This window comes from Acrocarpospora sp. B8E8 (assembly GCF_039871605.1).
Classification (GTDB): Bacteria; Actinomycetota; Actinomycetes; order Streptosporangiales; family Streptosporangiaceae; genus Acrocarpospora; species Acrocarpospora macrocephala.
Window position 1 is genome coordinate 39,161 of the sequence record NZ_JBDPLV010000003.1, and the last position, 13,929, is coordinate 53,089.

The following is a 13,929-nucleotide window of genomic DNA, read 5'->3' on the forward strand; positions in this document are numbered from 1 at the left end:
ACGGGTCACCGCTCGTTGTCGATGAGCGCGAAGATCTCCTCATCGGAGGCCGAGTCGATCTTGTCGGCCACGTCGTCCGGATCATCCGCGGTCCCGGCGGCCGTGAAGCGGTTCAGGCCGCTCTGCAGGATCGCGACGACCTTGTTCCTGATCGCGTCCCCGGCGGCCGCCGTGATCATCGATTCCACCCGTTCCAGCGCGCCGCGCAGCATCTCCTCGGGCGAGGGGGCCGCCGGCGCCAGGCTCTTGAACAGGTAGTCGGTCAGCGCGTTCACGGTCGGGTGGTCGAATACCAGCGTCGCCGGGAGCGTCAGGCCGGTCTCGGCGTTGAGCCGGTTGCGGAGCTCGACGGCGGTGAGCGAGTCGAAGCCGAGTTCGTTGAACGCCCGGTCGACGCCGACGCTGGCGGCGTTGCCGTGCGCGAGGACGGCGGCCACGTGGGCGCGGACGGTGTCGGTGAGCAGGCGCAGCGCGTCGGGCTGGGCCATGCCGGCCAGCCGGTCCCCGAGCCCGCCGGCCGATCCGGCGGCCGGTCCCCCGGCGGCGGCCCGGCGCGGGACGCGGACCAGGCCGCGCACCATCGGCGGCAGGTCGCCGGCCTCGGCCCTGGCCCGCAGCCCCGCAGTGTCCCATTTGACCGCGACGACGAGCGGTTCCGGGCTGCCGAGCGCCGCGTCCAGGAGGTCCAGGCCCTGCTCGACGGTGAGCGGGGCGATGCCGGCGCGGGCCAGCCGGGCCGTGTCGGCCTCGCTCAGCGTGCCGGACATGCCCGATTCGGTGTCCCAGAGCCCCCACGCGACCGACACGCCAGGCAATCCCGCCGTCCGGCGTTGCGCGGCCAGCGCGTCCAGGAACACGTTCGCGGCGGCGTAGTTGCCCTGCCCCGGGTTGCCGAGCACGCCGGCCAGCGAGGAGAACAGCACGAAGGCCGACAGCGGCAGGTCGAGGGTGAGCTCGTGCAGGTGCCAGGCGGCGTCGGCCTTGGGCGCGAGGACCGCGTCCATCCGGGCGGGGGTGAGGCCTTCGACGGTGGCGTCGTCGAGCACGCCAGCCGTGTGGATGACCGCGGTGAGCGGCCGGTCGGCCGGGATGAGCGCGAGCGCGGCGGCGAGGGCGTCCCGGTCGGCCACGTCGCACGCGGCGACCATCACCCGGGCGCCGTAGCTGCCCAGGTGGGAGACGAGCTGGCCCGCGCCGGGCGCGTCCAGGCCGCGCCGGGAGACGAGCAGCAGATCCCGCACGCCGTGCCGCTCCACCAGCCGCCGGGCGACCAGGCTGCCGAGGCCGCCGGTGCCGCCGGTGACCAGCACCGTGCCAGACCCCAGCTCGGCCGGGGTCTCGATCGGGCGGCGGGCCAGCCGGGGTGCCAGGAGCGTGCCGTCGCGGGCGGTGAGCTGCGATTCGCCCGCGCCCACCGCGGCGGCGACGGAACCCCAGGCGGTGAACTCGGGCCCGGCGTCCAGCAGGACGAACCTGCCGGGGTGCTCGGACTGCGCCGTCCGTACCAGGCCCTGCACGGCCGCGCCGGCCAGGTCGTCGGCTCGGATGCGGAACACCAGGCGAGAGCCGGCGAAGCGGTCGCCGGTAACCCAGGTCTGGATCAGGTCGAGCGCCTGGCTCGACAGCTCGCGGACGGCGGCGGGCACATCCCCGGCGGTGGCGGTCAGGGTGGCCACCACGAACTCGGGGACGGGGTCCAGCGACGGGAGGAGGATCGGGTCCAGGAACGCGAACCCGGAACCGTCTCCGCCCGATGCGGGCACCTCCACCCAGTCCACCCCGTGCGGCACCGGGCCGGTCGAGGTGGCGAGCGCGGCCACCGGGACCGTGCGGACCCGCAGCGATTCCATCGAGAACACCGGCCGCCCCGACCCGTCGGACGCCTGGATGGCGCACCCGTCGGCGCCGATGGGCGTGAGCCGTACCCGCAGCAACCGGGCCCCGGCGGCGAGCAGCCGCACCCCACGGAACTCGAACGGGAGGCGGAGTTCGCCGGCGGTGTCGACGGCGGCCAGCAGCATGGGGTGGAACATCGCGTCGAAGAGGGCGGGGTGGAGGCCGTAGCCGGTGACGTCCAGGTCGTCGTCGACGGCGACCTCGGCGAGCAGGTCGTCGCCCTGCCGCCAGAGGGCGCGGACGCCCTGGAAGGCGGGGCCGTACTCGTAGCCGAGGTCGGCCAGCCGCTCGTAGCCGCCGTCGACGGCGACCGGGATGGCGTCGGCGGGCGGCCAAACGCCAGCCCAGGCGGCGTCCGCGGCGGGAGTCTCGGCCGCGGTCACGAGGCCGGAGACGTGCCGGGTCCAGGCGGCTTCCGCGTCACCGGCGGGCCGGGAGTAGACCCGGACCGGGCGGGGTCCTTCGGCGTGCTGGATGACGACCTGCACGTCGACCGCGCCGCGCAGCACCAGCGGGGCCTCGAACGTGATCTCCTCGACCCGGTCGCAGCCGAGCCGGCCGCCCGCGTCCAGCACCAGGTCGACCAGCGCCGCGCCGGGCAGCACGGCCGAGCCGAGCATCACGTGCTCGCTCAGCCAGGGCGCGGACGCGGCGGTGAGCCGCCCGGTGAGGATCGTGGTGCCGTCGTCGGCGAGGTCGACGGCCGCGCCCAGCAGGGGGTGACCGACGCCGCGCAGCCCGGCCACGGCGACATCGCCGGTGTCGATCCGCGAGGTGAGCCAGAACCGCTCGCGGTCGAACGCGTAGGTGGGCAGTTCCACGTGCGCGCCGCCGCCGGACAGCGCCGCCCAGTCGACCGGGACACCGGCGACGGCCGCCCGCGCGAGGCAGGCGACGAGCGCGTCCGGCTCGGAGTGCTGCCGCCGGTGCAGCGAGACGATCACCGCGTCCGGACCGGTGACGCAGTCGTGCGCCATCCCCGCCAGCACCGCGTCGGGCCCGACCTCCAGGAAGGCGCGGACGCCGTCCGCCTCCAGCCGGGCGATCATCGGCTGGAACAGGACCGCGTGCCGGATCTGGTCCAGCCAGTACGACGGTTCCGTCCAGCTGGCGTCGCCCCCCAGATTGGTGGCGGCCGGGATCTGCGGCTCGGTGAACAGGACGGTCCGCAGTTCGGCCTCGAACGCGGCGAGCATCGGCTCCATCAGCGGCGAGTGGAAGGCGTGGCTGACCGGCAGCCTGCGGGTGCGGCGGCCGAGCTCGCGCCAGCGCGCCCCGACCGCGAGCGTCGCCTCCTCGGCGCCGGACACCACGACGGCGGCGGGCCCGTTGACGGCCGCGAAGCCGACCTGAGCGGTCAGCCCGGGCCGTACCTCCTCCACGCTCGCCTCGATGGCGACCATCGCGCCGGGCACGTCCAGCGCCTGCATGAGCCGGCCCCGGGCGGTGATCAGCCGGGCCGCGTCGGCCAGCGACCAGATGCCGGACACGTGCGCGGCGGCGAACTCGCCGACCGAGTGGCCGGCCACGAAGTCGGGGGTGACGCCGAGCGATTCGAGCAGCCGGTAGGCGGCCACCTCGTAGGCGAACAGGGCGGGCTGGGTGTAGCGGGTCTTGTTCAGCAGGGCCGCGTCCGGGGTGCCGGGCTCGGCCCACATGACCTGGCGGAGCGGCCGGTCCAGGTAGCGGTCCACGGCGGCGCAGACCTCCTCCAGCGCGGCGGCGAACACCGGCGAGGCGGCGGCCAGCTCGCGGCCCATCCCGGCCCGCTGGCCACCCTGCCCGGTGAACAGGAACGCCAGCCGGGGCCGGTCCGGCGCGACACCGGTGATCTGCTCGGGCCCGGCCAGGCCCGCCAGCAGGGTTTCCCGGTCGTGGCCGAGGACGACGGCGCGGTGCTCGAACCTGGCCCGCTCGGTGGCGAGGGCGTGCGCGACGTCGGCGGGGGCCAGCGTCGGGTCGGCGCTGACCAGCTGATGCAGGCGGGCGGCCTGCTCGCGCAGCGACGCGGCGGTGCGGGCGGTGAGCAGCCACGCGTGCGGGGCTCCGGTGACCGCGGGGGCCTGGCTCGGCGGTTCCGGCTGCTCGGGGGGCTCTTCGAGGATGACGTGCGCGTTCGTGCCGCCGATGCCGAAGGAGGAGACGCCGGCCCGGCGCGGGTGGCCTTCGCGGGTCCAGCGGTGCGCGCCGGTCAGCAGCCGGACTCCGCCGGACGGCCAGTCCACCTGGGCGGTGGCGTCGTCCACGTGCAGCGTGCGGGGCAGCACGCCGTGCCGCATCGCCTGCACCATCTTGATCACGCCGGCCACCCCGGCGGCGGCCTGGGAGTGGCCGATGTTCGACTTCACCGAGCCCAGCCAGAGCGGGCGGTCCTTGGGGCGGCCCTGCCCATACGTGGCGAGCAGTGCGCCCGCTTCGATCGGATCGCCGAGCCGGGTACCGGTGCCGTGCGCCTCGACGGCGTCGATGTCGCGGGCATCCAGCCGGGAGTCGGCGAGCGCCTGCTCGACGACCCGCTCCTGGGCGGGGCCGTTCGGGGCGGTGAGCCCGTTGCTGGCGCCGTCCTGGTTGACGGCCGAGCCGCGGATGAGGGCCAGCACGCGGCGGCCGTTGCGGCGCGCGTCCGACAGCCGCTCCAGCAGCAGGATGCCGACGCCCTCGGCCCAGGCCACGCCGTCCGCGTCGGCCGAGAACGACTTGCACCGCCCGTCCGGCGACAGCGCGCGCTGCCGGGAGAACTCGACGAACGAGTCGGGGGTGGCCATCACGGTGACGCCGCCCGCGAGCGCCATCGTGCACTCGCCGCGCCGCAGCGCCTGCACGGCCAGGTGCAGCGCGACCAGCGAGGAGGAGCAGGCCGTGTCGACCGAGATGGACGGCCCCTCCAGCCCGAACGTGTACGACACCCGCCCCGGCAGCACGCTCGGCGCGCTCGACACCAGCAGCGTGCCCTCCACCCCTTCGGGCACCGCACCGTCGGTGAACCGGGTGGAGTAATCGCTGTACATGTTCCCGACGTAGACCCCGGTGCCGCTGCCGCGCAGCGTGGCCGGGTCGATCCCGGCCCGCTCGAAGGCCTCCCAGGACGTCTCCAGCACGAGCCGGTGCTGCGGGTCGGTGGCCAGCGCGCTGCGCGGGCTCATCCCGAAGAACGCCGCGTCGAAGTCGCCCGCGTCGTACAGGAAACCGCCGTGCCGGGCGTACGACTTGCCCATCGCCTCCGGGTCGGGGTCGTAGATGCCCTCGATGTCCCAGCCCCGGTCGGCGGGCATGTCGCCGATGGCGTCGCGGCCCGCGGCGACCAGGTCCCACAGCTCTTCCGGGCTGGTCACCCCGCCCGGGTAGCGGCAGGCCATGCCGACGATCGCGATGGGTTCGTGCCGGCGGTCGTCGCTGTCGCTGAGCCGCTGCCGGGTCTCCGCCAACTCGACGATCGCGCGCTTGAGATATTCGCGCAGTTTGTCCTCAGTCGCCATGACCGGACCTTTCCAGTGAGGACCTCAGGGGTGACGCCTTGGTTCGGTCGTCGAGCAAGGCGAAGATCTCCTCGTCCGAGGCGGAGCTGAGTTTCTCCGCCGCGTCCGTGGTGCCGCTCGGGCTCGCGCGGAACCTGGTGATCGTGGCGGCCCCGAAGGTTTCCAGACCGCTCTGCAGAATCGCGACGAGCTTGCCGCGAAGGGCGTCCCCGTCGCCGTTGGCGGCGGCGACCATGGATTCGACCTGCTCCAGCGCGCCGCGCAGGGTGTCTTCGGCGGAGGGCGCGGCAGGCGCCAGGGCGCGGAACAGGTGGTCGGTGAGGGTCGCGATGGTGGGGTGGTCGAACACCAGCGTCGCCGGGAGCCGCAGCCCCGTGTCGGCGTTGAGCCGGTTGCGCAGCTCGACCCCGGTGAGGGAGTCGAAGCCGAGTTCGTTGAAGGCGCGATCGACGCCGATACTGCTCGCGTTGCCGTGCGCCAGGACGGCGGCGACGTGCGAGCGGACGACGTCGAGCAGGTGGGCATGGGCGTCAGCCGGGGCGAGGTGGGCGAGACGCTCGGCCAGGCCGGCCGTCGCGGTCGCTTTCGCACTGGCCTTTTCGGTGGTACGGCGCGGAGCGCGGACCAGGCCGCGCAGGGGCGGGGGCAGCTCGCCGGCCGCCGCCCGCGCGCGGAGCCCGGCGGTGTCCCAGGTCGCGGCCACCAGGAGGGGGGCCTGGGTGGTCAGGGCCGCGTCGAAGAGCTCCAGGCCTTGCTCGGCGCTCATCGGGGCGATGCCGGTGCGGGCCAGGCGGGCCGTGTCGGCGTCGGACAGCGTGCCGGACATTCCCGATTCGGTGTCCCAGAGGCCCCAGGCGATGGAGACCGCCGGGAGATTCATGGCGTGGCGGTGCACGGCGAGCGAGTCCAGGAAGGCGTTCGCGGCGGCGTAGTTGCCCTGGCCGGGGTTGCCGAGCACGCCCGCCACCGAGGAGAACATCAGGAACGTGGTCGCGCCTGGGGTGAGTTCGTGCAGGTGCCAAGCGGCGTCGGCCTTCGGCGCGAACACGGTGTCCAGGCGCTCTGCCGACATGCCTTCGACGGTGGCGTCGTCCAGGACGGCGGCGGTGTGGATGACGGCGGTGACCGGGTGGCCGGCGAGGAGGGCGGCCAGCCGGGTGCGGTCGGACACGTCGCAGGCGGCGATGATCACGCGCGCGCCCTGGGCTTCCAGGTCCGCGCGCAGTTCTGCCGCGCCGGGCGCGTCGGGACCGCTCCGGGAGACCAGCAGCAGATCCTGTACGCCGTGCCGCTCCACCAGCCGCCGGGCGACCAGCATGCCAAGCCCGCCGGTGCCGCCGGTGACGAGCACGGTGCCCGCGCTCAGGACTGCCCCGGTACTAACGCCCGCTACGGATTCGCCGATGGTCTGGCGAGCCAGGCGAGGGGCCAGGACCGCGCCGTCGCGCGTCACGAGCTGCGTTTCGCCCGCCCCCACCGCCGCTGCGGCCACGCCCCACGCGGTGAACCCTTCTTCCACATCCAGTAGGACAAATCGCCCTGGATGTTCGGATTGCGCGGAGCGCACGAGGCCCCAGACCGCGCCGCCCGCCGGTGAACTCCGCGCCGCCCGGGTGACAAACACCAGCCGCGACCCGGCGAACCGCTCGTCGCCCACCCAGGCCTGGATGAGGTTGAGCGCCTGATACATGCCGTCGTGCGCGTCGTACGGGAGGTCGTCGTCGTCCGGCAGGCACGGCACCAGCACGGTGGCCGGCACGTCGCCGGTGGACGTCTCCACCAGGGACGCGAGGTCGTAGTAGCGCGGGGCGGTCACCCCGGTCTTGGCCAGCGCCGCGCCGATCTCGTCGGCGAAGCCGTCGTACCCGACGATGGCCCAGCGCTGATCGGTCAGGTCGGCGTCCGGCATCGCCAGGTCGATCCAGTCGATCCCGTACGCCTCCGCGGCGGGCTGCGCCGCGCCGCGCGACATACTGCGCAGGTGGAGCGCGTCGGCTTCGGCGATCTTGAATCCGGCGCCGTCGTAGATCGCCAGCGAGTCACCGGACAGGTGCACCCGGAGGGAGTCAGCACCCTGGGCGGACGCCCGTACCCCGCTCCAGGAGAAGGGCAGCAGCAGCGTGCCGGGGTCGCGCGCCTCGTCGGCGGCGTCCAGGACGAGGAGGTGGAGTGCCGCGTCCAGCAGTGCCGGGTGCAGCGTGAACCGGTCCCCGCGCAGCGGCTCGGGCAGCGCGACCTCCACGTAGGTGTCGGCGCCGGAGCGCCAGGCGGCGCGCAGGCCCTGGAAGGCGGGGCCGTACTGGTAGCCGTGGTCGGCCAGCCGCTGGTAGGCGTCGGCGATGTCGACGGGCGCGCCGGGCGGCCAGGCCAGCCGGTCAGCGGCGACCGGGTCCGCCAGCGCGAGCGTGCCCGCCGCGTGCCGAGTCCACGGAAGCTCCGGATCGCCCGTGGGGCGGGCGTGCACGGTGAACGCGCGGCGCCCCTGCTCGTCGGCACCCGCGACGGCGACCTGAACCTCAACCGACCACGCGCCGCGCAGCGGCAGCGGCGCTTCGAGGGTCAGATCCTCGACCTCGTCGCAGTCCGCCGCGGTCGCGGCCGCCAGCGCGAACTCCACGAACGCCGTGCCCGGCAGGACCGCGTCGCCGTCGACGATGTGATCGCCCAGCCAGGGCGCGCCACCGCGCGACAGCCGTCCCCTGAGCAGGAATCCGCCGTCCCCGGCCAGCGGAACGACCTCACCGAGCAGCGGATGCCCCGCCGTGGCGTCGCCGTCGAGCCAGTAGCGGTTGCGCTCGAACGGGTACGTGGGCAGGTCGACGTGGTGACCTGGCCCATCGGCGAGCGCGGCGGCCCAGTCGATGCCCGCGCCCAGCACGTACGCCTGGGCGACGGCCAGCAGGAACCGCGACCGGCCGCCCTGACCGCGCCGGAGCGTGCCGGTGGCACCGCCCGGCCTGCCCGCGGCCGCCAGGGTGTCCTGGACATGCCCGGTCAGTACGGGATGCGGGCTGGCCTCGATGAAGACCGGGGTGCCGTCGAACGCCTCGATGGCCTGCTGGAAGCGGACCGGGGTGCGGAGGCTGGTGAACCAGTAGTCGGCGGTGAGCTCGGCGGGATCGAGGAACGCGCCGTCGCGGGCCGAGCAGAACGCGACCCCGGTCGGGCGCGGCGTGATGTCGCCGAGCGTGGCGTGCAGTTCGTCGCGCAGCGCCTCGATGTGCGGGGTGTGCGCGGCGTAGTCGATCGCGACCGGCCGGGTCCGCACGCCCTCGCCACAGTCCGCCGCGTACTCGGCCAGCGCGTCCAGATCACCGGCGATGACCGTGTCGGCCGGGCCGCTGTACACGGCCGGCCACAGCCTGCCCTCCCAGCGGGCCAGGTCGATCCGCTCGGCCGGCAGCGACACGGCGAGCATCCCGCCGGTGCCGCCCAGCTTCATCAGCGCCTTGCTCCGCAGCGCCACGATCTTCGCCGCGTCGGCCAGCGACAGCGCCCCCGCGACGCACGCCGCGGTGATCTCCCCTTGCGAATGCCCGACCACAGCCGTGGGATCGACCCCCACCGACCGCCACAACTCGGCCAGCGACACCATGACCGCGAACAGCACCGGCTGGATGACATCGGATCCTTCGAGCTTCGGCGCCCCCTCGGCTTCCCGCAGCACGTCCGCCACCGACCAGCCGACGTACGGCGCGAGCGCGTCCGCGCATCGGGTCAGATGCTCCCTGAACACGTCACTGGACTCGAGGAGCTCAACGGCCATCCCGGCCCACTGCGACCCTTGCCCGGGGAACACGAACACCGGCCGCACCTCACCACCGGCGACCCCCGTCACCACGGCTCCGTGCGGCGCCCCGGCGGCGACGGCCGCCAGCCCGTCGAGGAGTTCCGCTCGATCCCGCGCGACCACGACAGCCCGGTATGCGAAGCTCGCCCGCCGCGACAACATCCGCCCGGCGGCTGGGAGATCCCCCTCGGCCGCACCCTCGGCGAACGCGCCGAGCCGCACAGCGTGATCCCGGAGCGCCGCCTCGGTCTTCGCCGACAGCACCCAGACCAGCGCGGAGCTAGAACCGCTCGGCTGCTCCCCGCCTGTGGCGACTGGGCGTTCCAGGATGACGTGAGCGTTGGTGCCGCTGGTGCCGAAACCGTTCGGCTGCTCTCCGCTTGTGGCGATCGGGCGTTCCAGGATGACGGGGGCGTTGATACCGCTGATGCCGAAACCGTTCGGCTGCTCTCCGCTTGTGGCGATCGGGCGTTCCAGGATGACATGGGCGTTGGTGCCGCTGATGCCGAAGCTGGAGACGGCCGCGCGGAGTGGGCGGCCAGCAGGGAGGTCGACGGGTTTGGTGAGGAGGCGAACCTGACCGGCGGACCAGTCGACCTGAGAGCTGGGCTCGTCGGCGTGGAGGGTTCGCGGGAGTGTGCGGTGCTCCAGAGACTTGATCATTTTGATCACGCCGCCGACCCCGGCGGCGGCCTGGGTGTGGCCGACGTTGGATTTCAGAGAGCCGAGCCAGACCGGCCGCTCGGGATCGCGGCCGGTGCCGTACGCGGCGATGATCGATTCAGCTTCGATCGGGTCGCCGAGGCGGGTCCCGGTGCCGTGCGCCTCGACCACGTCGACCTCGGCGGCGGAGACCCGGGCGTCGGCGAGGGCTTGGCGGATGACGTCCTGCTGGGCTTGGCCGCTCGGGGCGGTGAGGCCGTTGCTCGCGCCGTCCTGGTTGACCGCGCCGCCTCGGAGGACGGCCAGGATCGGGTGCCCGTGCCGTACCGCGTCGGACTGCCGTTCGAGCAGGAGCAGGCCCGCTCCCTCGCCCCAGCCGGTGCCGTCCGCCCGCGCGGAGAACGCCTTGCAGCGGCCGTCCTCGGCGAGCCCGCTCTGCCGGCTGAACTCGACGAAAAGTCCAGGGCTGGACATCACGGTCGCGCCTCCGGCCAGTGCCAGCGAGCATTCGCCGCGCCGCAGCGCCTGCATGGCCAGCACGATGGCGACCAGCGACGACGAGCACGCCGTGTCGACCGTGATCGCCGGGCCGCGCAAGCCCAGCGCGTACGCGATCCGGCCGGATGCGACGCTGAGCGCGGTGCCGGTCAGCAGGTGGCCGTCGGCGACGCCGGTAGGCTGGTGCAGGCGCGGGCCGTAGTCGGACGCCATCGCGCCGACGAACACGCCAGTGGGGGTGCCGCTCAGCGTGACCGGGTCCAGGCCGGCGCGTTCGACGGTCTCCCAGGCGATCTCCATCAGCAACCGCTGCTGGGGGTCCATGGCGGCCGCTTCGCGGGGGCTGATCCCGAAAAATCCGGCGTCGAACCGATCCGCGCCGGTGAGGAACCCGCCGTACCGGGTGTCACTGGTGCCCGACAGCGCGTCGAGGTCCCAGCCGCGATCCTCGGGGAACTCCCCGATGGCGTCGGTGCCGGTACGGACGAGCTGCCACAACTCCTCGGGCGTCGTGACATCGCCGGGGTAGCGGCAACCCATCGCGACCACCACGATCGGGTCGCCGTCGACCTGAGTCGGCTCGACCGGACCTGCCGCGGCCACACCGCCGCTGGTCAGCGCATACAGGTGATCGGCGAGCCGATCCGGCGTCGGATGATCGAACAGCAGCCCGGTGGGCAGCCGCATCCCGATCGCGGCGCGCAACCTGGCCCGCAGATCCTCCGCCGCCGCCGAGTCAAAACCAAGATCCTTGAATGTCCGGTACGGCTCGACGCCCGCACCGTCCTGATGCCCGAGCACACCGGCGGCGGTGGCGAGAACCAGCTCGCGGATCTCCCGCCGCGAAAGACCGGTCGACGCGTCCCCGGTCTCCGAGCTCGCCGTCGGGACCCGCGTTGTGCGGGGCGCGACCACGGCCGGACCGTACTGGCGGCGCTGGAACGGATAGGTCGGCAGGTCGATCAGCCGTGCGACCGGGAGCTGGGCGGCCCAGTCGACGGGCGCCCCCCACGTGTACGCCTCCGCCAGCGACCGCGTGAAACGCTCTGGCCCGCCGTCGCCGCGCCGCAGCGTCCCGACCACCGCGACGTCCAGTTCCGCGGCCTCGGCCGTCTCGGCGACGCCGGTGCCGAGCACGGGATGTGGGCTGCATTCGATGAACAGGCCGGCGCCCAGGTCGAGCGCCCGCCGGGTGGCCTGCGCGAACCGGACCGGCTGCCGCAGACTGCGGTACCAGTACTCGGCGTCGAGCCCGGCCGTGTCCAGCGGCTCACCGGTGAGAGTGGAGACGAACGGCGTCGGCACGCTGACCGGCCGGATCGGCTCCAACGCGGCGATAACCTCATCGCGAATGCCCTCGACCTCCGCCGAATGGGACGCGTAGTCGACCGGCAGCAGCTTGACCCGGTGCCCGTCGGCGACGAGCCGCTCCCCCAGCTCGACGAGCGCCGCACGCGGCCCCGACACGACCGCTGTGCGCGGGCCGTTGAACGCGGCCACACCCACCTGCGGCGCCAACGGCCGAACTGCCTCTTCGACGACGTCGAGCGGTGCGGCGATCGACATCATGCCGCCCCGTCCGGCGATCCCGGCGATGGCCCGGCTGCGCAGCGCCACGACCCGCGCCCCGTCCGCCAGACTCAGCGCCCCAGCGACGGTGGCCGCAGCGATCTCGCCCTGCGAATGCCCGAGGACCAAGTCGGGTTCGACCCCGCGCGCCCGCCACAGCCCAGCGAGCGACACCATGACCGCCCACAGCGCTGGCTGCACCACATCGACCCGGTCCAACCCGGGCGCGCCTGGCGAGCCGCGCAGGACATCGAGGACGGAGTAGTCGACGAACGGTGCAAGCGCCGCATCGCATGACCCGATCAGCGCGGCGAACTCCGGCGACCCGTCGAGCAACTCGGCGGCCATCCCCACCCACTGCGACCCCTGCCCCGGAAAGACGAACGCCCGCCGACCGGCGATGACAGAACCACTCACCACCGACTCGTCAGACCGCCCACCGGCGAACGCGTCCAGCGCTTCCAGGCGACGCTCCCCGAGGACGACCGCCCGATGCTCGAAGCTCGCCCGAGTCCGTACCAGCGAGAGGGCCACATCGGCGACGCCGACCGGCTCGGCGGCGACCCGGTCACGGAGCCGTCCGGCCTGCGCCCGAAGCGCCTCGGCCGACCGCGCGGAGATCACCCAGGGCGTTCCCGTGCCCGCGTCCCCGGTCCGAGGGGTTTCGGTGGTCGCGGGGGCTTCGGCGAGGATTAGGTGGCAGTTGGTGCCGCCCATGCCGAAGGAGCTGACGCCGGCGATTAGGCGGCGGTCGGGGGCGGGCCATGGGCGGGATGATTGGACGACCTGGAGGGCTAGGTCGGTGAGGGGGATGTCGGGGTTCGGGGTTTCGAAGTTGAGGCTGGGTGGGAGTTCGCGGTTCTTGAGGCTGAGGACGGTCTTGAGTAGGCCCGCGATGCCTGCCGCGCCTTCGAGATGGCCGATGTTGGTCTTGACGGAGCCGACCAGCAGCGGGTCGCCTGCCGGGCGGGATCCGGCGTGGGCGGCGCCGAGGGCGGCGGCCTCGATCGGGTCGCCCACTTTCGTGCCGGCGCCGTGCAGCTCGACGTACTGGACGTCGGCGGGAGCGACCCCGGCGGAGCGGCGGGCCAGCGTGATGACCTCCTGCTGGGCGCGGACGCTCGGCACGGTCAGGCCGTCGCCGCCGCCGTCGTTGTTGACGGCTCCGCCGAGGATCACGCAGTGCACCGCGTCCCCGTCGGCGAGCGCCGCCGCGAGCGGCTTGAGCACGACGAGCGCGCCGCCCTCGCCGCGCACGTACCCGTTCGCGCGGCTGTCGAAGGTGAAGCAGCGCCCGTCGGGCGAGAGCGCGCCGAAGCTGCCGATGGCGGCGGTCGTCTGGGCGAGCAGGTTCAGGTTGACGCCGCCGGCCAGGGCCAGGCCGGTCTCGCCCCGGCGCAGGCTCTGGCAGGCCAGCTCCACGGCGACCAGCGACGAGGACTGCCCGGCGTCCAGCGTGAGGCTCGGGCCGCGCAGGCCCAGGAAGTACGAGACGCGGTTGGCGATCATGGCGCGGTTGGCGCCGGTGTAGGTGTGCCGCCCGGGTTCGCCGAGCAGGGCGGCGTGGTCGTTGGAGATCGCGCCGAGGAACACGCCGGCCGCCGCGCCACGCAGGGCGGTGGGGGCGAGCCTGGCACTTTCCAGCGCCTCCCAGGCGAGTTCCAGCACGAGCCGCTGGTGCGGGTCCATGGCGGCGGCCTCGTTCGGGGAGATTCCGAAGAAGGCGGCGTCGAAACGATCTACGCCGTCGACGAACCCGCCCCGGCCGTAGTCGAGCGCGCCGGCGTCCGGCCACCGGCCGGCGGGGACCGCGGTTACCGCGTCCACACCGCCGGTGAGCAGGCGCCAGAAGCGCTCGGGGGTGTCGGCCTGGGGGAGCCGGCAGGACAGGCCCACCACAGCGACCGGTTCGACCGGCGAATCCCGCCGGGCGTCCGATTGAATCGACTCACCAACCATGAATGCGCCACCTCAAGCCTCGGGTGTCTCCGGCATACCTCGCCGGTTTCTCTAAACCCATCAGAAGAAAATGAGGGT

The 13,929-nt window shown here is 73.7% G+C and carries 2 protein-coding genes; both read right to left on the reverse strand.

Annotated elements, in window-relative coordinates:
- Window positions 1-5: 5 nt before the first annotated feature.
- Window positions 6-5,372 carry a type I polyketide synthase gene (locus ABGB08_RS04330; protein ID WP_347586490.1) on the reverse strand — a complete coding sequence of 1,789 codons (5,367 nt, stop codon included), beginning with the start codon at window positions 5,370-5,372 and terminating at the stop codon, window positions 6-8.
- The gene (locus tag ABGB08_RS04335; protein WP_347586492.1) at window positions 5,362-13,851 is read right to left on the reverse strand and encodes a type I polyketide synthase; all 8,490 of its coding nucleotides are present in this window, start codon (window positions 13,849-13,851) and stop codon (window positions 5,362-5,364) included. The genes ABGB08_RS04330 and ABGB08_RS04335 overlap by 11 nt, the downstream gene beginning before the upstream one ends.
- Window positions 13,852-13,929: the final 78 nt, after the last annotated feature.

Bases quoted from the DNA above. Each gene is read 5' to 3' on its own strand.
- ABGB08_RS04330 (WP_347586490.1), bottom strand. From the start codon at position 5,372: ATGGCGACTGAGGACAAACTGCGCGAATATCTCAAGCGCGCGATCGTC.
- ABGB08_RS04335 (WP_347586492.1), bottom strand. From the start codon at position 13,851: ATGGTTGGTGAGTCGATTCAATCGGACGCCCGGCGGGATTCGCCGGTC.